This is a genomic window from Streptomyces sp. PsTaAH-124 (genome assembly GCF_000373685.1).
Lineage (GTDB): Bacteria > Actinomycetota > Actinomycetes > Streptomycetales > Streptomycetaceae > Streptomyces > Streptomyces andamanensis.
In genome coordinates this window covers 215,229-238,718 of record NZ_KB892163.1, presented here as the reverse complement: position 1 = coordinate 238,718, position 23,490 = coordinate 215,229, and the positions used below count along the sequence as shown (strand labels likewise).

Below are 23,490 nucleotides of genomic sequence, written 5' to 3'. Positions count from 1 at the left end.
TCGGCGCCCCGGGGCGCCGTGCCCGGTACGATCGGACCATGTCTGTCGAGGACACCGAAAAACCGGCGCCGACCTGCGCAAACAGCTCTTCCGGCCGCCCGTCCTCGGATAAGATTGACCATTGGGGCGACGGGCGACGGGCGACGGGCGACGGGCGACGGGCGACGGGCGACGGGCGACGGGCGACGGGCGACGGGCGACGGGCGACGGGCGACGGGCGACGGTGCTGCTCGCCGCGCGTTCGGCGGTGGCGCTCCACCGGCTGCTGGACACGGTCCCCGCGCTGTCGGGCGATGACCGGATCACCCGGCTGTTCACCCTGGTGCCCGGCTCGGACTTCGGCGTCGACGTGCTCGCCGCCGTCGAGGCGGTGGGCGGGCGGCTGGTGCCGTGGAGCGAGGCGTGCGCCCGCTCCTACGATCTGATCCTCACCGCGAGCCCCAAGGGCGACCTGCGGCTGCTGCGCGGCCGGCACGTACTGCTGCCGCACGGCGCCGGCTACAACAAGTCGATCCCCGGCGAGGGTTCGGACCCGGACTCCGCCTCCGGACTCGACCCCGCCTTCCTGCTGCGCGCGGACGACGGCACCGGCGCCGCGCCCGCCCCCGTGGCCCTGCACGCGGTCGCCCACCCCGACCAGGTGGCGCGGATCGCCGCGGCCGACCGGCGGGCCGCCGGCCGGGCCAAGGTCGTCGGCGACCCCACCCTCGACCGCCTGCTCGCCTCCCGCCCGCTGCGCGAGCGCTACCGCGCCGCGCTCGGCACCGGCGCCCGCAGACTGCTCGTGCTGGTCTCCACCTGGGGCCCGGAGTCGCTGCTGCGCCGCTTCCCCGAGCTGCCGGCCCGGCTGTCCGCCCGGCTCCCGCAGGACGAGTACCAACTGGCCCTGGTGGTGCACCCCAACGAGCACAGCCTGCTGGGCACCTACGACCTGACCGAGCGCCTCGCGCCCGCCCTCGACGCGGGCCTGGTCCTGGCGGGCCCCCACGAGGAGTGGGCGTCCGTGCTGATCGCCGCCGACGCGCTGGTCACGGACCACGGCTCCACCGCGCTGTACTACTGCGCCACCGAGGACCGGCCCGTCGTCGGCGTCCACCAGGACGGCGCCGAACTGATACCGGGCAGCCCCATGCACACGCTCCTGGACCGCATACCGCGCCTCGGCGCGCCGGACACCGCCCCCGCGGCCGTGGAAGAGGCCCTGCGCGCCTACCGCCCCGGGACCGGCCGCGAGGCCGCCGGGACCGCCTTCGCCCAGCAGGGACGGGCCCTGCGGCTGCTGCGGACCGAGCTGTACGCCCTCCTCGGCCTGACCCCGCCCGCCCGGACCGCCCCGCCCCGGCTGCTGCCCGAGCCCCGGCCCGCAGAGCGCGTCCCCACGGCGTTCGACGTGGACACCGCGGTGGCGACCGGCACCGGCACCGGCACGGATGGCGTCGCCGCCCGCGTCCGCGTCGCCCGGCGCCCGGTCGGGCTCGGCGCCCCCGGCGACCACCTGGCCGCCGAGGACGGATCCGCGAGCGAGGCCCTGGTCCGCTCGGCGGGAGTGCTCTACCGGCGCCCGCTGCCCGCCGCCGACGCCTCGTCAGGATCGGCCTGGACGGCGGACGGCTGGATGCGCCACGCGCTGTCCGCGTACCCGGGCTGCCGTACGGCCGCGGCGGTCCTGGCGCCGGACCTGTTCCTGCTGCGCACCCGCACCCGCGCCTCCTCCGGCGCGGCGGAGGCGTCCGGGGCGTACGCCGTCCAGGTCGCCCCGCTGGCCGAGGACGGCCGGGTGACGCGCGCCGACCCGGCCGCCGCGGTGTCGGCCGTGCACGCCTGGCTGCTGGGCGGCTCCCCGGACCCGGACCCGGTGTCCCTCGCCCTCGCGCCGGTCCGGCTGAGCTGCGTCATCGGTGACCGCGCCTTCGCCCTCGTCCTGCGCCCGGCCACGGACGCCGAGGCGGCGGCGCCCTTCTGACCGCGCCGCCGCGCCGCCGTACCCCGCGGGTGCCGGACGCCCTACGCGTCCAGGCCGTTGTGCCGCCGGATGTCACGGGCGGCCGTACGGTGCTCGGCGGCCTCGGCGCTGCGGCCCTCGTTCTGGGCCAGCTCGGCCAGCGCGTCGTGGACCCGGGCCTCGTCGAAGCCGGAGCGCCGCCGGACGGCGGCCCGCAGCGAGTCCTCGTACAGCGGACGGGCCTCGGCCGTGCGGCCGAGCCGGTGCAGCACACCGGCGAGCGCGAAGCCGGTGCGGCGGGTCATCCGCTCGCGCTTCCCCTCGACCGCCATGTGGTGCGCCTCGGCGAGCAGTTCCCGTGCCTCCTCCAGCTCCCCGAGCTTCGCGCGGGCCTCTCCCAGCCGGTACGTCTGGAGCATGGCCCCGTAGGGGTTGGGGATCGCCAGGTGCATCGCGCGGGACCGGGCGAACTCGGCCGCGGCGCGCGCCCAGTCGCCGCCGGCTCCGTGGAGCATGCCGCGGAACTCGACCAGCGACGCGCCGAGCTTGCGGTCGCGCTCGCCGCCGCCGAGCCCGGCGAGGGCCGCCTCGGCGTGGTCGAGCTGCTCGGCCGCCTCGCTCAGCAGCCCGGCCTCCCACAGGTGCCGGGCGAGCTGGCACCGCGTGCGCACCAGCCAGGCCGGGCGGCCGCCGTCGCGGACCGCGGAGGCGACGGCGAGCCGCAGCGCCCCGATCACGTCCGACTGGTGCGGGTGGTCCAGCGCGTACGTCCACACCGGCTCGGACAGCGCCACCGCCTCGGCGTCCAGCCCGCGCTCATGGGCGAGGCGTACGGCGGCGAACAGCGCGTGGCGCTCCTCGTACAGCCAGGCCGAGGCCCGGTCGGAGCGCGCCGCGCGCTCCTCGGGGCCGTCCGCCTGCGCCGGGTCGGCCAGCGGGGCGTCCGGCGCCCCGGCCAGGGCGGGGAACGCGTCACCGACGAGGAGCCGGGACCCGGCGGCGAACCGGTCGGCCCGCTGGAACTGCCGTACCAGCCAGCGCAGCAGCCTGGTCAGCGCCTCCTCCGCCTCGCCGCCGCGGGCGTCCCGGCGCGAGCGCCGCCGGGCGTGGGCGCGCAGCGGACCGGGCAGCCGCATCCGGCCGTCCGCCGCGGACAGCACCTCGCTCAGGTCCAGCAGTCCGGCCCGGTCGAGCTCTTCGAGCGCGTCCTCGCACGCCTCGGGCCCGCGGCCCAGCAGCGCGGTCGCCGAATCCGCGGTGAAGGTCAGCGCGGGGTGGTGCGGCAGCAGCCGGTAGAGCAGGGCCGCGGTGGGGGACAGACCGTCGTACACGGTGTCCCAGAACCGTTCGACGCCGGGGACGCCGCTCTCCTCCCACGTGCTGTGCAGCTGCGGGACCAGCCGGGACAGGGGCCGCAGCCGGTGCCCGCGCACCCAGCCGCCCGCGACATGGAGGGCCGCCGGCAGCCCCTCGCACAGCCGCACCAGCGCCCTTACGGAGTCGGGGTCGGCCGCCAGCCGGGGGTCCCGTACGACCAGTTCCAGCAGTTCGGTGGCGGCCCGCTCCTCCAGCGGGGGCAGCGCGATCCCGAGGGCGGCCCCGTCCTCCAGGTCGCGCAGCGGGCTGTGGCTGGTGACGATCACCAGACTGCCGCCCGACGCCGGCAGCAGCGGGACGATCTCCGAGGCGTAGCGCGCGTTGTCCACGATGAGGACCAGGCGCGCGCCGGCGGTCTTGCTCCAGTACTGGTTGCACCGCGCCTTGAACTGCGGCGCGAGGAAGGCCGGCTCCACGTCCAGGGATTCCAGTAACTGGGCGAGCACGTCCGCGGGATCGGCGGCGCCGCCCATCCGGAAGTCGTCCAGGTCGACGGAGAGCACCCCGTCGGGGAACTCGTCGCGCAGCACCCGCGCGAGCAGCCGGGCCAGCTCCGTCTTGCCCATGCCCTGCGGCCCGCTGAGCGTCACGAGCAGGGGCCGGTCACCACCGGCCGCCCGCTCCCGCACCGCGCGGAGCACTCGCTCCCGCTGCTCCTCACGGTCGACGAAGCACGCCGGTTCAGGGGGAAGCTGCACTCTCACGGATCCGTCCCAGCCCTTCGCGTCCTCGGTCGCCTAACACCCCACTCTAGAGGTGTAGTTGCCGCCGCACACCGTGTCACAGCAGCACGTCGGACCGCACGGCGATTCCTCGGACCGCCCCCGCGGGCGAACACCCGGCCTCCGGCCTGCCCCCTCCTCCGCACCTGTAGGCCCTGTGGGGCTCGAACCCACACCCAATGGATTAAAAGTCAGCTTCCTATTCCGGCACAACACAAGTAGAACCCGGGGCTCATGCCGAGCATAGAGGCACTGGTTCCGTCCTGGAATGCCGCTCTGCCACGCTTACGTACTGGCTGCTGCGAGTGTGACAGTCGAGCGTCGGCGGGCGGCTTCGGCGCGGCGATTGCGGTCACCCACAGCCACCAGCCGCAGATCACCTATCCCAGCAGGCAGCCTCAGGCGCGGCTGGCCGTGGTGTGTTCGAGAGACCTTGAGGGCATGAAGCCAGACATGGCCGATCTGATCACGACGTGGGCGACGCAGATAGCGGAATCCGAGCTCGCCGCTGGGCTTCCCCGCAGGTGGGCCCATACGCAAGGAGTGGCCGAGCGTGCGACCGAAGTCCGGCGACTTCTCGGGGAGAACAGCGATCTTCTCGTCGGTGCCGCCACGCTCCACGACGTCGGCTACGCCCCTCGGCTGGCCGTGACCGGGTTCCACCCGCTGGACGGGGCAAGGTTCCTCCGTGACGAGCATGGGGCCGATGAGCGGCTGGTGCGGCTGGTCGCGAACCACTCTTTTGCCCTGCTGGAGGCTGAGGAGTGCGGGCTGCGGGACGAGTTGGCGTCGGAGTTTCCGTTGCTGGACGACGCGCTGCCGGTGGACGCTCTCGTGTACTGCGACATGACGACAACGCCCGACGGCGGCCGGACCAGTGCGCAGGAGCGGATCTCGGAGATCATCAGTCGCTATGGCGTGGACAGTGTGGTCGGCCGGTTCATCCGCCGCGCGGCGCCGGAGATCTTCTCCTCTGTGCAGAGGATCGAGGCGGCGCTGGCGGCTCAGCCGAGGTAGGGGTAGGTGCCGGCCAGGTAGTCCCCGATCTGCTGGCACATGCTCGGGTGGATGTCGTACTGGTCGAGGTCGGCCGGCTGGACGAAGCGCACCCCGTCGGCCTCGTCGTTGATCGTGGGAGTTCCGCCGATGGGGCGGCCGATGTACGTGTTTTCGTACTGCTGGCGAATCTCTCCGTCGCTGTAGGCGACGATGTGGTTCGGGTTGGTGTAGACGCCGAGGAAGCCGGTGATCTCGGCGACGATGCCAGTCTCTTCCAGGCACTCGCGTACCGCGCACTCTGCCGCGGTCTCGCCGATGTCCTGCGCGCCCCCGGGAAGCGCCCACTGGCCGGTGTCACGGCGGCGCTGGAGAAGGATGGCTCCGGTCTCGTCGACGACGAGCAGGTTGCTGGCCGGAATGAGGGTGTTTGCCTTCGGGGCGGCCGGGTCGTTGTAGTACTCAGTCCTGCCCATGGGCGGTGGTCCTCTCGTGGTCGGGTGTCCACGGCCGCGCGGCGACCCAGACGGCATCGAAGCTCTGGGCGTAGCTGTCGAACCACCCAGTCCCCTCTGTCCTCTTGAGGTGGAGCAGGGGGTTGGCGCTGGCCGGCTGCCCCCAGATGTGGGGGTTGACCAGAAGGTTGTCGTCGTAGCGGAACATGGACGTGTAGAGCGTGGTGTCGTGGAGGCGTACGGCGCTCCCGGCTTCGCCCAGCAGGGGCCGGTAGTACGTCAGTGATGCTCGGATCTTGGCGGCAAGGGTGTCGCCGATACCCTCTTCGCGGCCTCGGATCGCGACTGCCTGACCGTCCGGGTCGCCGAAGCACAGGCGCACACGGACCCCCTCCGCCGCGCGCTCGGAGAGCATCTTGGCTACGTGCGGATTGGACTGCGCAAAGAACGTGCCGGAGAAGACGAGGACGCTGATCTCGTGCTGGGCCTCTCGCAGCAGCGAGAGCCAGACGTCCCGCGGCACGCTGGCACGGTTCTGATAGGTGCCGACCAGTTCGGTGCCTGACCCGTCACGCAGTCGGCCGGACCGTCGAGGCGGCGCCGGCCACAGGAAGGTCTCTTCCACGCGCAGGTGGCGGGCGACGCGGAAGCGATGCCGTGCGTGTGGAACGCGCCCTCCCAGCCACCGGCTCACCGTCTTGGGGTCCACCTCGCAGACTTCCGCCAGCGATTCGGACGAGACGCCGCGCTGCGCGAGCACAGAGTGCAGTCGGTCGTTCACAGGAGCCATGGAAGCGGCCCGGTGCATGATCACGCAAGGACGTTTGGGGACGCCGTCACGGAAGCAGAGCACCGAACCGACTGCCTACCCTGGCGCCATGGAGCTCATCGTCCTGTGGGACATCGACCACACCCTCATCGAGAACGCGGGGGTCAGCAAGGAGATCTACGCTGCCGCCTTCTCGTCACTCGCGGGACGCGAACCGTCGGCCCCGGCGCGTACCGAGGGACGCACGGATCGACTCATCATGCGCGACATGTTCCTTCGCGACGGGCTACCTGTACCCGAGTGGCCCGTCATCGAGGCCGCGCTTGCGCGATCGGGGCATGACCGCCTTGATGATCTGCGCCTGCGTGGGACGGCTTTGCCAGGGGTCCACGAGGTGCTGAAGGTCGCTGCCGCGAGAAGCGGTTGGGTCTCCTCTGTGCTGACCGGCAACATCGCCGCCAATGCTCACGTGAAGCTTTCCGCTTTCGGCCTCGACTCGCTGTTGGATTTGCCTGCCGGCGCCTACGGAGCGGACGCCGAGCTCCGTCCCGAACTTGTCGCGGTCGCGCGTGAACGCATACAGCAACTCCGTGGCGTTCCGGCCGATGTGCCCGTCGCCCTGGTGGGAGACACCCCCCGCGACGTGGAAGCCGCCCTGGCCAGTGGTTCCGCGATCCTTGCGGTCGCCTCCGGTGTCCACAGTGCCGAGGAGCTGGCCGCTGCCGGTGCCCACGAGATCCTGCCCGATCTGTCGGACACCAGGCGGGTTCTCGGCATCCTGGAGTCCTTCTCGGGCACGTAAAGCGTCCCAGGACGTCCTTGGACCGTCCCCGAACGCGGTGACGAGGTCCCCTGGCAGACCGCCACCATCGGGGTTCCCACCAGGCAGTCAGCCGAAGGAGCCCATGTGATCGGGGAAGTCACCGGGATCAGGAAGATCCGGATGCTGTACCTACAGCTGCTGTACCGCTGCAACTTCACGTGCCTGCACTGCTTCCACGGCAAGCGACTTCAGTACGCCGACGCCTTCACCGCCGAGGAAGCCGTCAGTCTTCTCACCCTGATGCGAGACGAGTACGGCACGGAGGCCGTCACCCTCCTCGGCGGGGAACCGTTCGTCCACCGGGAGCTGCCCCAGGTCGTCCGGCACGCCAAGCAGGAACTCGGCCAGCGCGTCGAGATCTGCACCAACGGATACCGGATCGAGCGCCGCCTGACCGAGATCGCTCCGCACCTGGACCTGCTCCGGGTCTCCCTGGAGGGTGTCGGCTCGACCAACGACGGCATCCGCAAGCGCGGTAGCTACCAGAGCGCCCTCAGCTCACTCGGCCTGGCACGGGACCTCGGTGTCCCGACGGGCGCGACCATGACCGTGACCTCTCAGAACATCGGCGAGGTCCTCCCTCTCACCGGCATCCTCGGGCAGCTCGGAGTCCGGCAGCTGAAGCTCCACCACCTGCGGCCGGTAGGCAATGCCGCTGACCGCCCCGAGCTGCTGGTCACGGACACGACCGCCTACGGCCGGCTCCGCGAAGAGCTCGCGAAGACCAGGCTGCCGCTTGAAGTGATCGTCGACGCGGACCTCTCCGAGTCCGGCGCGCCGGAGATCTGCGCTCCGTCCGGCGGGCCCCGCGACATCGACCGGATCGAGGCCGACCCACGCGGTGCGCTCACCATGTCGTGCAAGGCGGTGGGCAAGGACTCCCACGCGTTCTGGTACGAGAAGGCCGCGAACCGCATCGTCCACAGGCCCTCCGCCACCGACGAGCTCACGCTCTCCGTACCGGATGTGCTGTACGCCCGTGCCTGACCAGCCGAGATTCGAGAGTCTGGAAGGCTTACGGGGCACTGGAAAGTCGACGATCGCTCCGATACTCGCCGCTGCCCGTGAAGCCGTCCTTGTGCCCACCGTGCCAGCCTTCTACCAGCCCCTCAGGCGCGAGGTGGACAAGCGGACGAACGTCGAAGCTCGGATGTGCCTCTACCTCTCCGCACTGTTCACAGCAGCCGAAGAGATCCAGTGCCACCTCAGAAGCGGCGTTCCGGTTGTCGTGGAGAGCTATTTCGCCCGGTGCCTCACCAGCCACCGAGCGTTGGGCGCCCGGCTCAGCGTCACTCTGCCGACCTGGCTGCCGACTCCCGTCACGTACTACCTCGTCTGCGCTGACGACGCACGTCGGCGCCGCCTCGCAGCCCGGGACAAGCCGATATCGCGATGGGACGCGCTGACGGAGACCGTCACGAACCAAGTGGCGGATGCCTACGCCTCGTTCCCGATGCGACGCATCGACACCACGGGGCTCACCCCCGAACAAGTCCTCCGCGTGATCACCTCCACCGATACGCAAGGAGCGCCCTCCCATGCAGACGCAGAGCTTGTGGGAGCACACCCTCACCTTCTTCCCTCAGTTCCTCGCGACCCTGCGGGAACGTGTTGCTCCTGACTCCACCGTCGCGGTCGTCGGTGCGAGCGACGGCAAGTTCGTCCTGCCCCTGGCCGCCGCCGGGTACCGCGTAGTGGCCATCGAACGCGACGCGCTCGCCGTGCACGGAGGTGAGGTACGCCTCCCGGGTGACAGCCAGGTGCGCGCCATGGGGTTGATCGACCGGCTCGAGCTGGAGGAACTCCACGACCGTGTGCAGGTGATCGAAGAGGACTTCCTCGCAGAGAACCCTTTGGACGTGCCGTGCGAGGCGGTCTGGACGAGCTGCTCGTGGCACTACAGTGCCAACCACCACCGCCCTCTCGCCGAGTTCGTCGACCGCATGCAGCGCCTGGTCCGCCCGGACGGTGTGTTCGGTGCGGAGTTCATGATGCCCGTGGAAAAGCGCCATCACTTGGTGGAGCACTACACCGCTCCGGAGCGCCTGCACCGTCACTTCCTCGGGGACTGGGACGTGCTGCTCACCCTGCGCACGAACGAGTTCATCGAGCGGCCCCACATCGGCCAGCCACACGACCACATCCATCGCATGGGCCTGCTCCTGGCGGTCCGTTCGTCCCCCCTCACCGACCGTCTCTGAGAGAGAGATCCATGAAGCACGAGTACGAGGCGAAGTTCCTGGCCGTCGACGTCGCCGGCCTGCAGGCCAAGCTGGCTGCCCTCGGCGCCGTCCAGGCGCTCCCCCGCACCCTCCTCACCCGCAAGATCTTCGAGAACGACTCCCTCGACGGCGGGGCGTGGCTCCGCCTACGGGACGAGGGCACCCGCTCGACGCTCACGCTCAAGCAGGTCACCGACGCCACGACGATCGACGGCACCAAGGAGATCGAGACCGAGGTCGCCGATCTGCACGCCATGGCCGACATCCTCCGCCGGGTCGGCCTCACCGAGGTCCGCTACCAGGAGAACTACCGCGAGGAGTGGCGCCTGGGCGAAGTCGCCTTCGACTTCGACACCTGGCCCGACCTCCCCACGTTCCTGGAGATCGAGGGGTCCGACGAGGCGTCCGTCCGCCAGGCCGCCGATCTTCTGGGGCTCGACTACTCCCAGGCCCGGTTCGGCAGCGTCGACGAGATCTACAAGAGCGAGGCCGGCCGCGACATCCTCGCCGAGCCCACCCTGCTGTTCTCCGACGGCGGGAAGCAGGAAAGCGCTTCTGCGGTGGCGCAGGGATCCTGAGCGAGAAAGCCGACGAACCATGCTGACGGAAATCGTCCCACCGCACAGGGTGGTTGGGATCGCGGAGTTCGTCCGGCGGCCCACCCGCCCCAACAGCCACGGACCACGGCAACCAACGGGTCGACGGGTTCTGCTGGCTCCACTGCGGCAGACGCTGGATACGCATGCTGTGGATCGGCCCCGCGAACGTCGCCGGCATTCAGGCTCTCATGTAAGCGTGCGGGCCCTGCATCCGCGAACTCCAAGCATGGGTTCGGGAGTCGCTGCTCCACAGGGATGAACCGGCTCACTCTGATCCCTCTCCCGCAGCCACAGTCGCCGGACCACCTCCGGCCCGACGGGCCGGCCGGCGCTGTGGCCAGAGCGGGTTCCTGCGCCGCGGTCAAGCCCCCGCCCTGGTCGCGGACGAGCCAACGTGTAAACGGCCGCCAGCTCCACGTCGCCGCAACGCTCACGCACGGAGGCGGCGGCGACATCCAAACGGTGGAGGAGACGCTCCGGCACTCCGCCATCACGCTGGCCTCGGGCACGCACACGAGCCTGCTCCCTGAGCTGGACCGCGAAACCGCCGAGAAGGCAGCGAAGCTGACCCTCAGGTCGTGTCGGGCAACTGCTGATTCGTCCGGTCAAGCGGCACGCGATCGGCAGGCCACGAGCGCATCCACTCACGCATTGGCTCGAAAACGAAGCAGCGCCTGACCCGACCGAAGCCGACTCAGGCACTGCCTAGCAGGTCAGAGGGTGTTTCCCTCCCCCGCTACCCGTAGGCCCTGTGGGACTCGAACCCACAACCAATGGATTAAAAGTCCACTGCTCTGCCAATTGAGCTAAGGGCCCTGGCGATGGTGCATCCCTGAGCATAGCCGTAGGAGGCCGTGGCGCCGATCGGGTATCGGACAGCGGGGCCGGAAGTGCACCGTACGGGGGTGTGCCGGGGGCACCGGCGGGGTCAGTGGGGGTCTCGGGCCGGAGCGGGGGCGGGGCGGCGGGTGCGGGTGGGGTCGAGGAACCAGTGGCGGGCCGAGGCGAGCCACCAGACGGCGGCGAAGCCGAGGACGACCAGGACGGCGACGGGGGCGTAGTTGAAGGTCTGCCAGGTGACCGGGGAGACCTGGGGCAGCATGAAGAGGACCGTGATGACACCGACCCAGACCACCGCGACGACGCCGATCGGCCGGGACCAGCGGCCCAGGTGCCAGGGGCCGCGTTCGAAGGCGTCGCCCTTGCGGACCCGGAGCAGGGTGGGGATCACGTAGGCGATGTAGAGGCCGATCACCGCGATCGACGTCACGGCGGCGTACGCGGTCTCGTTGATCAGGTAGGGCAGGCCGAGGACGAGGGCGCCGAGCGCGGCCAGCCACACCGCGGCGACGGGGGTGCGGGTGCGCGGGCCGACGGTGTGCCACAGGCGGGAGAAGGGCAGCGCGCCGTCGCGGGAGAAGGCGTAGATCATGCGGCTGTTGGCCGTCACGGACGCCATGCCGCAGAACAGCTGGGCGCCGATCACCACGAGCAGCAGCAGCTTGCCCGCGCTCGCGCCGAGGGCGTCCAGCAGGATCTGGGCGGGCGGGGCGCCGGTCGGGGAGTCCAGGGCGCGGCCGTAGTCCTGGATGGCGTAGGTGAAGCCGAGCAGCAGGACGAGCCCGGCGATCCAGGAGGTCCAGATGGAGCGGACGATGCCCCGGGGGCCGGCCGTGGCCGCGTCGTGGGTCTCCTCGGTCATGTGGGCGGAGGCGTCGTAGCCGGTGAAGGTGTACTGGGCCATCAGCAGGCCGAGCAGGACGACGTAGACGCCGCTGCCCCAGCCGGTGTTGTTCACGAAGTGGGTGAGGACGAACGACGTCGACCGGTGGTGGTCGGGGACCAGGGCGAGCGCGGCCACGATCCCCGCGACGCCGAGCACGTGCCACCACACGCTGACGCTGTTGAGGAAGGCGACGATGCGCACGCCGAAGGTGTTCAGCAGGCCGTGCAGCAGCAGGATCGCCGAGAAGAGGAGGACGGTGCGGCCGGGGGTGACCCCGAAGCCGAACTGGAGGTTCAGATACGCGCCGAGGAAGGACGCGGCGCCGAAGTCGATGCCCGCCGTCACCGCCACCTGGCCCAGCACGTTGAACCAGCCCGTGAACCAGGCCCAGGCGGCGGCCGAGCGCGGCGGCGCCAGCCGGTGGGCCCAGAAGTACAGACCGGCCGAGGTCGGGTACGCCGAGCAGATCTCGGCCATCGACAGGCCCACGAACAGCGTCATCAGGCCCACGCCCACCCAGCCCCAGGTGATCACGGCGGGGCCGCCGGTGTTCATCCCGAAGAGGTACAGCGTGAGGCAGCCGGAAAGGACGGAGATGATCGTGAAGGAGACCGCGTAGTTGGCGAAGGCCGACATGCGGCGGGCGAGGACCTGCGTGTAGCCGAGCTGGGCCAGCCGTTCCTCGTCCGACGGCCCGGCGGTCCCGTGCGCACTGGCGTCATCATCTGTCATGCCCCCAGCAATTCCCTCACCGGCGGTGTGACATGCCTCACGCGGGGATCGCACGGGGATGCGGAAGGGCCCGCACGACTCGATGTCGTACGGGCCCTTCCGGACAGTCGGCTCACACGGTGTCAGCCGTTGCGCTTCCAGCGCGGCTTGTCCTCGCGGCGGCCGAAGGAGGAGCCGCCGCCGCGGTGGTCGTCACGGCGGCCGTAGGGGCGCTCGTGACCGCCGGTGCGGAAGCCGGGGCGGTCGCCGCCCTGGCGGTCGCGGTTGAACGGACGGTCGCTGCCGCGGTGTCCGCCGCGCTCGTCACGGCGGGCCGGACGGTCGTCCCGGCGGAAGCCGCCGCGGTCGTCACGCCGGTCGAAGGAGCGGGGGGCGCGGTCGCCGCCGCGCTCACCGCGCTCACCGCGGTCGCGGTCGTCGCGGCGGAAGCCGCCACGGTCGCCGCCGCGGTCGTCGCGACGCTCGAAGGAACGGCCGCCACGGTCACGGTCACGGTCGAAGGAACGGTCGCGGTCGTCCCGGCGGAAACCACCACGGTCGCCACCGCGGTCGTTGCGGTCGTTCCGGTCGAAGGAACGGCCGCCACGGTCGTCACGACGGAAGCCGCCCCGGTCACCCCGGTCGTCGCGGCGGAAGCCGCCACGGTCGCCACCGCGGTCGTCACGGCGCTCGAAGGAACGGCCGCCACGGTCACGGTCACGGTCGAAGGAACGGTCGCGGTCGTCCCGGCGGAAACCACCACGGTCACCACCGCGGTCGTCGCGGCGCTCCCGGCGGTCGTACGACGGCGCCGAGGAGGCCGAGGAGGAGGACGGGGAGGAGTAGGACGACGCGGGCGCCGTGCGCTCCTCGCGCTCCGCGCGGTCGACGTCCTGCGCCGCGGGCTGCTCCGGCACCGACACCTCGGCGATCCGCTCGGCCTCGGCCTGCGCCTCGGCCACCGCCGCCTCGGGGTCCTCGCCGCGCTCGCGGGCGACCCGGGCGACCAGCCGGTCGGCGTCCTCGCGCAGCTCGGACGCGCGCCGCTGCGCGCGCTCCAGCTGCTTGGTGAGGTGGGCGACCTCGCGCTCGGCCTGCTGCGCGGCGTTGCCCGCGGACTCGGCCTGCACCTCGGTCATCGAACGGGCGCCGGTGATCTCGGCGACCTCCGGCTCGAAGGCGGCGCCGCCCTGGATGATGTGGCGCGTGGCGTCGACGCCCGCGTCCTCCATGAGGCGGAAGATCTGGCGCCGCTGGTGCGGCAGGGAGAGCGAGACGACCGTGCCGGTGCGGCCCGCGCGGGCGGTGCGGCCGGCCCGGTGCAGGTAGTCCTTGTGGTCACCGGCCGGGTCGACGTTCAGCACGAGGTCGATGCCGTCGACGTGGATGCCGCGGGCGGCGACGTCGGTGGCGACCAGGACGTTGACGTAACCGTCCTTGAAGTCGGCCAGGGTGCGGGTGCGCGCGCCCTGGGTCATGCCGCCGTGCAGCGCGTCGGACTTCACCCCGGCGTCGCGCAGCTGCTCGGCCACGCGGTCCGCGCCGAGCTGGGTGCGCACGAAGATGATGGTGCGGCCCTTGCGGGAGGCGATGGCCGCGGTGACCGGCGCCTTGTCCTTGGGCTTCACGACCAGGATGTGGTGCGACATGGTCGTCACCGCGCCCTGGGCGGCGTCGACCTCGTGGCTCACCGGGTCGGTGAGGTAGCGGTCGACGAGGGTCTTGATCTCGTTCTCCATGGTGGCGGAGAACAGCATCCGCTGGCCGCCCGCCGGGACCTGGTCGAGCAGCTCGGTGACCTCGGGCAGGAAGCCCAGGTCGGACATCTGGTCGGCCTCGTCGAGGACGGCGATCCGCACGTCCTCCAGGGAGCAGGCACCGCGGTTGATGATGTCGCGCAGCCGGCCCGGGGTGGCGACCAGGACGTCGACGCCCTTCTCCAGGGCGTAGATCTGGTTGCCCATGGAGGTGCCGCCGCAGACGACCTTCATCTTGAGGCCGAGGACGTCGCCGTAGGGCTGGAGCGCGTCGGCGACCTGCATCGCCAGCTCGCGGGTCGGGGTGAGGATGACGGCGCGCGGCTTGTGCTTCTGGGTGCGCCCGCCGGCCAGGGTGGCCAGGGTGGGCAGACCGAAGGAGAGGGTCTTGCCGGAGCCGGTGCGGCCGCGGCCGAGGATGTCCTTGCCGGCCAGGGCGTCCGGGATGGACGCGGCCTGGATCGGGAAGGGGGTGGTCACGCCGTTCTGCGCGAGCTTGCGCACGACGCCCTCGGGCAGGCCGAGGTCGGCGAAGGTGATCTCGGGGGCCCGGTCCTCGGTGCCCTCGGGAGCCTCGGCACCGGCCTGGTCGGCCAGGAGCTGCGGGTTCTCGGGGGTGTCCTCGGTGCTCTCGGGCACGACGACGTGATCAGTACTGGCAATGGACATGCGAATGCGAAACCTTCCGGAGTCTCGTCGGCACGCGCCCGTCAACTCCGTGTTTCGCACCACGACCGCCTCGATGCGGTCCGCCACGGCAAGGGAGAGTACGCGCCACACGGCGCGCTCTTCATGGGCGCCGGGCAAATGGGATCAAACGATCTACTAGCATACGCACCTTCCTCCCCTTGAGGCAAACTGAGCCCGGGGGCGGACGGAGCCGCAGGTCAGACGTGTGCCCGGCCGGGGCGGCGCAGACTGCCCGGCGCGGGCGCCGGCTCGCGCTGGGCCAGCTGGGTCCCGGTGCCCTCGTGCGCCGAGGACGACGGCTCGGCGACCGTCGGATCGGGCGAGGCCGGCGGGGGCGGCGACGCGGGCGGCTGCTCGGGCGGCGGCGCGGACGTCTGCGGCGGCTCCGGCACCACCTCGGTGGGCGCCGGGTCGCCCGCGGGCGGCGGGCCGCCGGGCCGGCCGGGTGCCGTGGCCGACGCGCTCGGGGCACCGGTGGCCGGGGCCGAGCCGGACGGCTCCCCGCTCGGCGACCCCTTCTCCTTCTTCCCGTGCCCGTGCTTGCCGTCGCCGCCCCCGGCCCGGTCCGCGGCGGCGCCGGACACCGCCGCCGCGCCGCCGGACACCTCACCGCCGCCGCGCCCGGCGGAGTGCGAGGGCCGGGCCCCGCCGCCGGCCTCCTCTCCCACGCTCACACAGCCGGTGGCGGCGGCGAGTGCGGCGAGTGCGGCGGCGAGACGGACGGACACGGGCACGGCGGGACGGACGGACACGGGCAAGGGGCGCACGGAAGCCACCTCCGGGAGGGAGAAGTCGCCGTGCCCAACTCCCGGCGCCCCGGCGAGGACACGCCGGGGCGCCGGACGGACCTCAGCCGTAGCCCAGGGCGTGCAGCCGGGCGTCGTCGATGCCGAAGTGGTGCGCGATCTCGTGCACCACGGTCACCTCGGTCTCCGCGACGACGTCCTCGCGGGTGTCGCACATGCGCAGCGTCGGCCCCCGGTAGACGGTGATCCGGTCGGGCAGCACGCCCGCGTACCACTCGCCGCGCTCGGTCAGCGGGGTGCCCTCGTAGAGCCCGAGCAGGTCGGGGTCGTCGGCGGGCGGCTCGTCCTCGACGAACACCGCGACGTTGTCCATCAGCCGTGTCAGCTCCGGCGGGATCCGGTCGAGCGCCTCGGCGACCAGTTCCTCGAACTCCTCGCGCGTCATCTCCAGCACACGCCCATTGTCCGGTACGGCGGGGTCCCGTGTCCGGGCCGTGTCCTGGCCGTGCCCCGGCCGGTGCGCGGCCCGGACCGCGCATATCCGCCGACGCGGCCGGGCATACGCGCCCAATGGCTCGCGTCCGCCTCGCAGACCTGGACCTCCCGTACCGCCGCGGCGCCCGGCGCGGCGCCGCCCGTCCCCTGACCGCCACCGCGCCGCACCCCTGGCTCCGGGCCCTGGGCCTGGCGGCCGTCGTGATCACCGGTGCCTGGCTGGGGCTGCTGACCGTCGGCGACGTACGCGTCCCGGTCGGCCCCGTCAACACGACGATGACGCTGCGCCCCTCCCTGAGCGGCGGCACGAAGATCAATGTCTCGCCGCTGGGCGCCCTGCGCCTGGACAGCCACACCGCCCCGGTCCGGCTGGACGTGAACGTCGACCAGCTCGACCCGGAGCGCGCCCAGGCCCTCGTCGACCACCCCGAACGGCTCTCCGGGCTCCAGGACGAGGTCGCGCACGACGTGGCGCACGGCACCTTCGACCTGGCGCTGCGCTCCACGGTGGCGGTGGTCGCCGGGGCGACCGCCCTGGGCCTGGCCGTCTACCGCCGCCCGCGCCGCGCGCTGGCGGCCGGGGGGCTGGCCCTGGCCCTGCTCGCCGCGTCCGGGGCGAGCGCGTACGCCACCTGGAACCCGAAGTCGGTGCTGGAGCCGCGGTTCTCCGGGCTGCTCTCCTCGGCGCCCTCGCTGGTGGGCGACGCGCGCAGCATCGTCACCGAGTTCGACGTGTACCAGCGGGAGCTGGCCCGTCTGGTGACGAACGTGACCAAGCTGTACGACGTCACCTCCACGCTCCCCGCCTACCAGCCGGACCCGACGACCATCCGGGTGCTGCACGTCTCCGACATCCATCTCAACCCGGCGAGCTGGAAGATCATCGCCTCGCTGGTGGAGCAGTACAAGGTGGACGTGATCGTCGACTCCGGCGACACGATGGACCACGGCACGGCGGCGGAGAACGGCTTCCTCGACCCGGTGGCCGACCTGGGCGTGCCCTATGTCTGGGTGCGCGGCAACCACGACTCGCGGACCACGCAGCACCGTCTGGAGCGGATGAAGAACGTGCACGTGCTGGACGACGGCCGGGCCGAGACGGTGGCGGGACTGCGCTTCGCCGGGATCGGCGACCCGCAGTTCACCCCGGACCGCTCGGCGGCGACGGGCGGAGACGCGGCGGAGCGGCTGGCGGGCGCCCGGCTGGCGTCGGCGCTGCGGGACCAGCGGGCCGCCGGCACCCCGGTCGACATCGCCGTCGCCCATGAACCGCTGGCGGCCCGGGAGACGGACGGCGCGGTGCCGCTGGTGCTGTGCGGGCATCTGCACCACGAGGGCACGGAGATCCTCCCCTACGGCACCCGGCTGCGCAGGGAGGGCTCGACGGGCGGCAGCGGACTGCGCGCGGTCGAGCAGGAGCACCCCGCCCCCGTGGAGGCGTCGGTCCTCTACGTCGACCGGGACAGCCACCGCCTCCAGGCGTGGGACGCGATCAAGCTGGGCGGGCTGGGCCTGACGACCGCGGAGGTGAGCCGCCATCTGCCCGAGGAGAACCGGCCGGGCGCCGCCCCCACCCCCACGGCGCCCTCCTCGTCACCGTCCTCCTCACCGCCCTCGCCACCGGCTTCGGCACCCTCCCGGGCCGCCTCCCCGCCGGGCCCGTAAACGGTTTTGGCGATACCCCCCGGCATCCCATATGCTTCTCACGTCCCCGACGCGCTGAGAAGCGCCCAGGCGGGCCGATAGCCCTCATCGTCTAGCGGCCTAGGACGCCGCCCTTTCAAGGCGGTAGCACGGGTTCGAATCCCGTTGGGGGCACGCAAGATCGTGTGCGACACTGTTGCACACAAACAGCTTGGTCCTGTGGAGCAGCTTGGAGTGCTCGCCACCCTGTCAAGGTGGAGGCCGCGGGTTCAAATCCCGTCAGGACCGCTGAGGTTTCACGTGAAACCTCGTGGCTGGGTAGCTCAGTTGGTACGAGCGATCGCCTGAAAAGCGATAGGTCGCCGGTTCGACCCCGGCCCCAGCCACCGCAGCCCTTCAGGGCATCGAGCCCCTCTCCGAAGTCCTCGGAGGGGGGCTCGTTCGTGTGTGAGGAGCGGACCGGCGTGAAAGCTCTGCACCCCATCGACCCGGTGCGGCCGACCGACCCGAGCCCGGAGCAGGTCTGGTACACCTCCTACGGCTCGAACATGCAGCTGGACCGGCTCGCCTTCTATCTGCGCGGCGGCCGTCCGCCGGGGGCCGGACGGGACTGCCCGGGATGCCGTGACCCGCGACTGCCCGCCCGGTCCCTCGCCGTCGAGCTCACCGGCGCCCTCTACTTCGCCACCGAGTCGCCGGTGTGGGGCGGCGGCCGGGCCTTCTACGACCCACGGGCCCAGGGGCGCGTCCTGGCCAGGGCGCACCTGCTGTCGGCCGAGCAGTTCTCCGATGTCGCCGCCCAGGAGATGTACCGGGAGCCCGGCGGGCGCCTCGACCTGGCCGACGCGCTCACCCGCGGCCGGTCCGTGCTGGGCCGGGGCCGCTACGAGACCCTGGTCTGCGCGGGGCGGCTGGAGGGGCTGCCCGTCCTCACGTTCACCGCGCCCTGGGCGATGGACGAGGTGCCTTGGAACGCGCCGTCGGCCGCCTATCTCCGGCTCCTGGCCGACGGGCTGCTGTCGGCCGGCGTCTGGGACACCGACGCGGTCGCCTCGTACCTCGCCGCCTGTCCGGGTGCGGCGGGGCAGTGGTCCGAGCAGGCCGTCCTCGGACTGCTGCGCCCCACGCCGCAGTAGCGAAGGCCGCTGCCGCGGTTGCGTCCTCCCCACAACGGACTAGCGTGAAACGTGAGAAAGGCCACATAGGCCACTCATCGATCCCTCGCCCCACCGACCCTAGGGGGCACTCATGTCCGCCACGCACCGACGAAGGGCCGTCGTTCTGGGCTCGGCCCTCATCGCCGCATCGGTCGTTCTCGGCCCGGTGAGCTTCCAGCAGGCAGCCGCCGCGGCGCCGAGCGAGACCCACGCCAGCACCAGCGCCAAGGTCCCCCGGTCCGACCGGGACTACCAGCGCGGCTTCAAGGACGGCTTCAAGGACGGCTTCAAACAGGGCCACCGCGGCTGCGACCACAACGGACGCGGGGACCACGACGGGCGCTCGTTCCCCGGCGACCACATGAAGCCCGCCGCCCTCCAGCAGGACCTGCACAAGGACCTGAAGCAGGACGCCAGGAAGGATCTCAAGAAGGACTCCGGGAAGGACTACAACCGCGGTTACAAGGACGGCTTCAAGTCCGGGTTCAAGCAGGGCCACCGCACCTGCTGACCCCGGCCGCCCGCGTCCGGCCCCGGCCGGTCTCCTTCCCGTCCGCCGCGGCCGGACAAATCATTCGCGCGAGATTTCCCCGAGGTGAGATCCTGGGATGCGTATGTCTACGCATCCCGCCCCCGCCCTCGGCGCCCTCGCCACCCGTCTGACCGAGCTGACGCTGCGTGACGCGCACCGGCTCGGGCGCAGGCTCGAGGGCGCGCGCAAGATCCGCAAGCCCGAGGCGCGCGCCGCCGTCCTGGCCGAGATCGACGCCGAGGCCGACAAGGCCGCGCGGCGCATGGCCGAGCGGCGCTCGCGCGTGCCCGCCGTCACCTACCCCGCGCAACTGCCGGTCAGCCAGAAGAAGGACGAGATCGCCACGGCGATCCGCGACCACCAGGTCGTCATCGTCGCCGGTGAGACCGGGTCCGGGAAGACCACGCAGATCCCGAAGATCTGCATGGAGCTGGGCCGGGGCGTGCGCGGCATGATCGGGCACACCCAGCCCCGCCGGATCGCCGCCCGCACGGTCGCCGAGCGGGTCGCCGAGGAGCTGGACACACCGCTCGGCGAGGCCGTCGGCTGGAAGGTGCGGTTCACCGACCAGGTCGACCCGGACGCCACCTTCGTCAAGCTGATGACGGACGGCATCCTGCTCGCCGAGATCCAGACCGACCGCGAGCTGCGCGCCTACGACACGATCATCATCGACGAGGCCCACGAGCGGTCCCTCAACATCGACTTCCTGCTGGGCTATCTCGCCCAGCTGCTGCCGAAGCGGCCCGATCTGAAGGTCGTCATCACCTCGGCGACCATCGACCCCGAGCGGTTCTCCCGGCACTTCGGCGACGCCCCGATCGTCGAGGTCAGCGGGCGGACGTACCCGGTGGAGGTGCGCTACCGGCCGCTCCTGGAGGAGGACTCCGAGGACGCCGACCGCGACCAGATCACCGCGATCACCGACGCCGTCGAGGAGCTGATGGCCGAGGGCTCCGGCGACATCCTGGTCTTCCTCTCCGGCGAGCGGGAGATCCGCGACACCGCCGACGCGCTCACCAAGAAGCAGTACCGCTCCACCGAGGTGCTGCCGCTGTACGCGCGCCTCTCGCACGCCGAGCAGCACCGCGTCTTCCAGCAGCACACCGGCCGCCGGATCGTGCTCGCCACCAACGTCGCCGAGACCTCCCTGACGGTCCCCGGCATCAAGTACGTCATCGACCCCGGCTTCGCCCGGATCTCCCGCTACAGCCATCGCACCAAGGTGCAGCGGCTGCCCATCGAGCCGGTCTCGCAGGCCAGCGCCAACCAGCGCAAGGGCCGCTGCGGGCGTACGTCCGACGGCATCTGCATCCGGCTCTACGGCGAGGACGACTTCCTGGCCCGCCCGGAGTTCACCGACGCGGAGATCCTGCGCACCAACCTCGCCTCCGTCATCCTCCAGATGACCGCGGCCGGCCTCGGCGACATCGAGAAGTTCCCGTTCATCGACCCGCCGGACCACCGCAACATCCGCGACGGCGTGCAGCTCCTCCAGGAGCTGGGCGCGCTCGACCCGGCGCAGAAGGACCCGCGCAAGCGGCTCACCCAGACCGGCCGCAAGCTGGCCCAGCTCCCCGTCGACCCGCGTCTTGCCCGGATGGTCCTGGAGGCCGACAAGAACGGCTGCGCGCGCGAGGTCATGGTGATCGCCGCCGCGCTGTCCATCCAGGACCCGCGCGAGCGCCCCGCCGACAAGCAGGCCCAGGCCGACCAGCAGCACGCCCGCTTCCGGGACGAGTCCAGCGACTTCCTCGCCTTCCTCAACCTCTGGCGCTATCTGCGCGAGCAGCAGAAGGAGCGCGGCTCGTCGTCCTTCCGCCGGATGTGCAAGCAGGAGTACCTCAACTTCCTGCGCATCCGCGAATGGCAGGACATCTACTCCCAGCTGCGCACGGTCGCCAAGCAGATGGGCATCCACCTCAACGAGGACGACGCCCCCGGCGACCGCGTCCATGTCTCCCTGCTGGCCGGTCTGCTCTCGCACATCGGCATGAAGGACGTGAAGGAGTCCAAGGACTCCGCACCGCAGCAGGGCCGCAGGGACGGCGGCCGGGGCGAGTACCTGGGCGCCCGCAACGCCAAGTTCGCGATCTTCCCCGGCTCCGCGCTGTTCAGGAAGCCGCCGCGGTTCGTGATGTCCGCCGAGCTCGTCGAGACCTCCCGCCTGTGGGCGCGGGTCAACGCGAAGATCGAGCCCGAGTGGGTCGAGCCGCTGGCCGGCCACCTGCTGAAGCGGACGTACAGCGAACCGCACTGGGAGAAGGACCAGGCCGCGGTGATGGCGTACGAGAAGGTGACGCTGTACGGCGTGCCGATCGTGGCCCAGCGGAAGGTCAACTACGGCCGGATCGACGCGGAGGCCAGCCGTGAGCTGTTCATCCGCAACGCCCTGGTGGAGGGCGACTGGCGCACCCACCACAAGTTCTTCGCCGACAACCGCAGACTGCTCAGCGAGGTCGAGGAGCTGGAGCACCGCGCCCGGCGCCGGGACATCGTCGTCGACGACGAGACGCTGTACGACTTCTACGACCAGCGGGTGCCCGAGCACGTCGTCTCCGGCGCCCACTTCGACTCCTGGTGGAAGCACAAGCGGCACGAGCAGCCCGACTTCCTGGACTTCGAGCGGGAGATGCTCGTCCGGGAGTCGGCGCAGGCGGTCACCAAGGCCGACTACCCGGACTGCTGGCGCCAGGGCGCGCTGAAGTTCCGGGTGACCTACCAGTTCGAACCGGGCGCGGACGCGGACGGAGTGACCGTCCACATCCCGCTCCAGGTGCTCAACCAGGTCACCGACGAGGGCTTCGACTGGCAGATCCCGGGCCTGCGCGAGGAGGTCGTCACCGAGCTGATCCGCTCGCTGCCCAAGCCGATCCGCCGGCACTACGTCCCCGCGCCCAACTACGCGAAGGCGTTCCTGGAGCAGGCGGTGCCCCTCCAGGAGCCGCTGACCACGACCATGGCGCGCGAGCTGAAGCGCAGGGTCGGGGTGCCGTTCGAGGCCGAGGACTTCGACTGGGCGAAGGTCCCCGACCATCTGAAGATCACCTTCCGGATCGTCGACGAGCGGCGCCGCAAGCTGGCCGAGGACAAGGACCTCGAAGCGCTCAAGCTGAAGCTCCGGCCGAAGGCGCGCCAGGCCCTGTCCCAGGCCGCCGCGGCGACCGCGGAGCGCAGCGGCGGCGAGTCGCTGGAGCGCTCGGGGCTGACCGACTGGACGATCGGCTCGCTCACCCGGGTCTTCGAGACCCGCCGGGCCGGCCAGCCGGTGAAGGCGTACCCGGCGCTGGTGGACGACGGACCGGCGGCGGGCACCGTCTCGGTGCGGCTCTTCGACACCGAGGCGGAGCAGGCCGAGGCCATGTGGCGGGGCACGCGCCGGCTGATCCTGCGCAACATCCCGGTGAACCCGGCGAAGTTCGCGTCCGAGAAGCTGACCAACCAGCAGAAGATCGGTCTGTCGGCCAATCCGCACGGGTCGATCCAGGCCCTGTTCGACGACTGCGCCACGGCGGCGGCGGACCGGCTGATCGCCGACTTCGGCGGACCGGCCTGGGACGAGGAGTCGTACCGCAAGCTCTACGACAAAGTACGGTCCGAGATCGTGGACCTGACCGTACGGACCGTGGGCCAGGTGCAGCAGGTGCTGGCCGCCTGGCAGGCGTGCGAACGCCGCCTCAAGGCGGTCCGCAGCCCCGCGCTGCTGGCCAATCTGACGGACGTACGGCAGCAGTTGGACGCCCTCGTGAAGCCCGGCTTCGTCACCGAGGCGGGGATACGGCGGCTGCCCGACCTGATGCGCTATCTGGTCGCGGCGGACCGGCGGCTCCAGCAGATGCCGACCAACGTCCAGCGGGACACCACGCGCATGGAGAAGGTCCGGGAGATGCGCGACGAGTACGCGTGGCTGCTGGAGCAGCTGCCGCAGGGCCGCCCGGTGCCGCAGCAGGTGCGCGACATCCGCTGGATGCTGGAGGAGCTGCGGGTCAGCTACTTCGCGCACGCGCTGGGCACGGCGTACCCCGTCTCCGACAAGCGGATCGTGAAGGCGATCGACGCCGCGGCACCGTGATGCCGTCGGCACACTGAGTGAGTTCGACCAGGCGGCCCGCCTCCTGTAGAGTCTC

At 71.6% G+C, this 23,490-nt stretch carries 17 protein-coding genes and 4 tRNA genes; 13 read left to right on the top strand and 8 right to left on the bottom strand.

Going from position 1 to position 23,490, the window contains the following annotated elements:
• Positions 1 to 223 precede the first annotated feature (223 nt).
• Complete coding sequence (locus tag B086_RS0110740) at positions 224 to 1,963, top strand: hypothetical protein (protein ID WP_018566407.1); 1,740 nt, start codon at positions 224 to 226, stop codon at positions 1,961 to 1,963.
• A 41-nt stretch (positions 1,964 to 2,004) separates the two neighbouring features.
• Here B086_RS0110740 and B086_RS0110735 read toward each other — a convergent pair whose 3' ends face one another.
• Positions 2,005 to 4,017 carry a tetratricopeptide repeat protein gene (locus tag B086_RS0110735; protein WP_026252293.1) on the bottom strand — a complete coding sequence of 671 codons (2,013 nt, stop codon included), beginning with the start codon at positions 4,015 to 4,017 and terminating at the stop codon, positions 2,005 to 2,007.
• 477 nt (positions 4,018 to 4,494) lie between these two features.
• Between B086_RS0110735 and B086_RS0110730 the strand changes: the two genes are divergently transcribed.
• A complete protein-coding gene (locus B086_RS0110730) occupies positions 4,495 to 5,058 on the top strand; it encodes an HD domain-containing protein (RefSeq protein WP_018566405.1) in 564 nt (187 codons plus the stop codon).
• Here the strand turns inward: B086_RS0110730 and B086_RS0110725 are convergent.
• Together B086_RS0110725 and B086_RS0110720 are read right to left on the bottom strand one after the other, a co-directional pair.
• On the bottom strand, positions 5,046 to 5,513 hold the full coding sequence (locus B086_RS0110725) for an NUDIX hydrolase (protein ID WP_018566404.1): 468 nt from the start codon (positions 5,511 to 5,513) through the stop codon (positions 5,046 to 5,048). The two genes, B086_RS0110730 and B086_RS0110725, sit on opposite strands and share 13 nt — an antisense overlap.
• Positions 5,500 to 6,273 (bottom strand): helix-turn-helix domain-containing protein, encoded by a 774-nt coding sequence (locus B086_RS0110720; RefSeq protein WP_026252292.1) that lies wholly within the window; start codon positions 6,271 to 6,273, stop codon positions 5,500 to 5,502. The genes B086_RS0110725 and B086_RS0110720 overlap by 14 nt, the downstream gene beginning before the upstream one ends.
• A gap of 97 nt (positions 6,274 to 6,370) precedes the next feature.
• Here B086_RS0110720 and B086_RS0110715 point away from each other — a divergent pair, with 97 nt between their 5' ends.
• From B086_RS0110715 to B086_RS0110700, 4 genes are all read left to right on the top strand, one after another.
• Positions 6,371 to 7,063 (top strand): HAD family hydrolase, encoded by a 693-nt coding sequence (locus B086_RS0110715; protein ID WP_018566402.1) that lies wholly within the window; start codon positions 6,371 to 6,373, stop codon positions 7,061 to 7,063.
• Between the two features lie 105 nt (positions 7,064 to 7,168).
• The gene (locus tag B086_RS0110710; RefSeq protein ID WP_018566401.1) at positions 7,169 to 8,071 is read left to right on the top strand and encodes a radical SAM protein; all 903 of its coding nucleotides are present in this window, start codon (positions 7,169 to 7,171) and stop codon (positions 8,069 to 8,071) included.
• 551 nt (positions 8,072 to 8,622) lie between these two features.
• Positions 8,623 to 9,285 (top strand): class I SAM-dependent methyltransferase, encoded by a 663-nt coding sequence (locus B086_RS0110705; protein ID WP_018566400.1) that lies wholly within the window; start codon positions 8,623 to 8,625, stop codon positions 9,283 to 9,285.
• A gap of 11 nt (positions 9,286 to 9,296) precedes the next feature.
• Complete coding sequence (locus B086_RS0110700) at positions 9,297 to 9,884, top strand: class IV adenylate cyclase (RefSeq protein WP_018566399.1); 588 nt, start codon at positions 9,297 to 9,299, stop codon at positions 9,882 to 9,884.
• 764 nt (positions 9,885 to 10,648) lie between these two features.
• Here B086_RS0110700 and B086_RS0110695 read toward each other — a convergent pair.
• The 5 genes from B086_RS0110695 to B086_RS0110675 all read right to left on the bottom strand — a co-directional run bounded on the left by B086_RS0110695 (position 10,649) and on the right by B086_RS0110675 (position 15,989).
• Positions 10,649 to 10,721: transfer RNA gene (locus B086_RS0110695), tRNA-Lys, on the bottom strand.
• A gap of 112 nt (positions 10,722 to 10,833) precedes the next feature.
• Entirely contained in the window at positions 10,834 to 12,363 is a 1,530-nt protein-coding gene (locus B086_RS0110690) for an amino acid permease (protein ID WP_018566398.1), read from the bottom strand.
• 122 nt (positions 12,364 to 12,485) lie between these two features.
• On the bottom strand, positions 12,486 to 14,768 hold the full coding sequence (locus B086_RS0110685) for a DEAD/DEAH box helicase (RefSeq protein WP_026252291.1): 2,283 nt from the start codon (positions 14,766 to 14,768) through the stop codon (positions 12,486 to 12,488).
• 218 nt (positions 14,769 to 14,986) lie between these two features.
• Positions 14,987 to 15,556: a hypothetical protein gene (locus B086_RS0110680; RefSeq protein WP_234029291.1), complete on the bottom strand. Its 570-nt coding sequence runs from the start codon at positions 15,554 to 15,556 to the stop codon at positions 14,987 to 14,989.
• 82 nt (positions 15,557 to 15,638) lie between these two features.
• Positions 15,639 to 15,989, bottom strand: coding sequence for a metallopeptidase family protein (locus B086_RS0110675; protein WP_018566395.1), 351 nt, complete (start codon positions 15,987 to 15,989; stop codon positions 15,639 to 15,641).
• A 116-nt stretch (positions 15,990 to 16,105) separates the two neighbouring features.
• Between B086_RS0110675 and B086_RS0110670 the strand changes: the two genes are divergently transcribed.
• The 7 genes from B086_RS0110670 to hrpA all read left to right on the top strand — a co-directional run bounded on the left by B086_RS0110670 (position 16,106) and on the right by hrpA (position 23,435).
• Entirely contained in the window at positions 16,106 to 17,695 is a 1,590-nt protein-coding gene (locus B086_RS0110670) for a metallophosphoesterase family protein (protein WP_018566394.1), read from the top strand.
• Between the two features lie 80 nt (positions 17,696 to 17,775).
• Positions 17,776 to 17,848 (top strand) — tRNA-Glu (locus B086_RS0110665).
• A 39-nt stretch (positions 17,849 to 17,887) separates the two neighbouring features.
• Positions 17,888 to 17,962 (top strand) — tRNA-Asp (locus B086_RS0110660).
• A 24-nt stretch (positions 17,963 to 17,986) separates the two neighbouring features.
• Positions 17,987 to 18,060 (top strand) — tRNA-Phe (locus tag B086_RS0110655).
• A 78-nt stretch (positions 18,061 to 18,138) separates the two neighbouring features.
• Positions 18,139 to 18,810 (top strand): hypothetical protein, encoded by a 672-nt coding sequence (locus B086_RS0110650; RefSeq protein WP_018566393.1) that lies wholly within the window; start codon positions 18,139 to 18,141, stop codon positions 18,808 to 18,810.
• 112 nt (positions 18,811 to 18,922) lie between these two features.
• Positions 18,923 to 19,342, top strand: a complete 420-nt coding sequence (locus tag B086_RS0110645) for a hypothetical protein (protein ID WP_018566392.1) — start codon at positions 18,923 to 18,925, stop codon at positions 19,340 to 19,342.
• Positions 19,343 to 19,445: 103 nt separating this feature from the next.
• Positions 19,446 to 23,435, top strand: a complete 3,990-nt coding sequence (gene hrpA / locus B086_RS0110640; protein WP_018566391.1) for an ATP-dependent RNA helicase HrpA — start codon at positions 19,446 to 19,448, stop codon at positions 23,433 to 23,435.
• The last annotated feature ends 55 nt before the right edge of the window (positions 23,436 to 23,490 follow it).

Excerpts from the sequence above, each read along its gene's own strand:
- B086_RS0110670 (WP_018566394.1), top strand. The coding sequence starts at position 16,106 with ATGGCTCGCGTCCGCCTCGCAGACCTGGACCTCCCGTACCGCCGCGGC.
- B086_RS0110705 (WP_018566400.1), top strand. The coding sequence starts at position 8,623 with ATGCAGACGCAGAGCTTGTGGGAGCACACCCTCACCTTCTTCCCTCAG.
- B086_RS0110730 (WP_018566405.1), top strand. The coding sequence starts at position 4,495 with ATGGCCGATCTGATCACGACGTGGGCGACGCAGATAGCGGAATCCGAG.
- B086_RS0110725 (WP_018566404.1), bottom strand. The coding sequence starts at position 5,513 with ATGGGCAGGACTGAGTACTACAACGACCCGGCCGCCCCGAAGGCAAAC.
- B086_RS0110700 (WP_018566399.1), top strand. The coding sequence starts at position 9,297 with ATGAAGCACGAGTACGAGGCGAAGTTCCTGGCCGTCGACGTCGCCGGC.
- B086_RS0110690 (WP_018566398.1), bottom strand. The coding sequence starts at position 12,363 with ATGACAGATGATGACGCCAGTGCGCACGGGACCGCCGGGCCGTCGGAC.
- B086_RS0110715 (WP_018566402.1), top strand. The coding sequence starts at position 6,371 with ATGGAGCTCATCGTCCTGTGGGACATCGACCACACCCTCATCGAGAAC.
- hrpA (WP_018566391.1), top strand. The coding sequence starts at position 19,446 with ATGTCTACGCATCCCGCCCCCGCCCTCGGCGCCCTCGCCACCCGTCTG.
- B086_RS0110645 (WP_018566392.1), top strand. The coding sequence starts at position 18,923 with ATGTCCGCCACGCACCGACGAAGGGCCGTCGTTCTGGGCTCGGCCCTC.
- B086_RS0110685 (WP_026252291.1), bottom strand. The coding sequence starts at position 14,768 with ATGTCCATTGCCAGTACTGATCACGTCGTCGTGCCCGAGAGCACCGAG.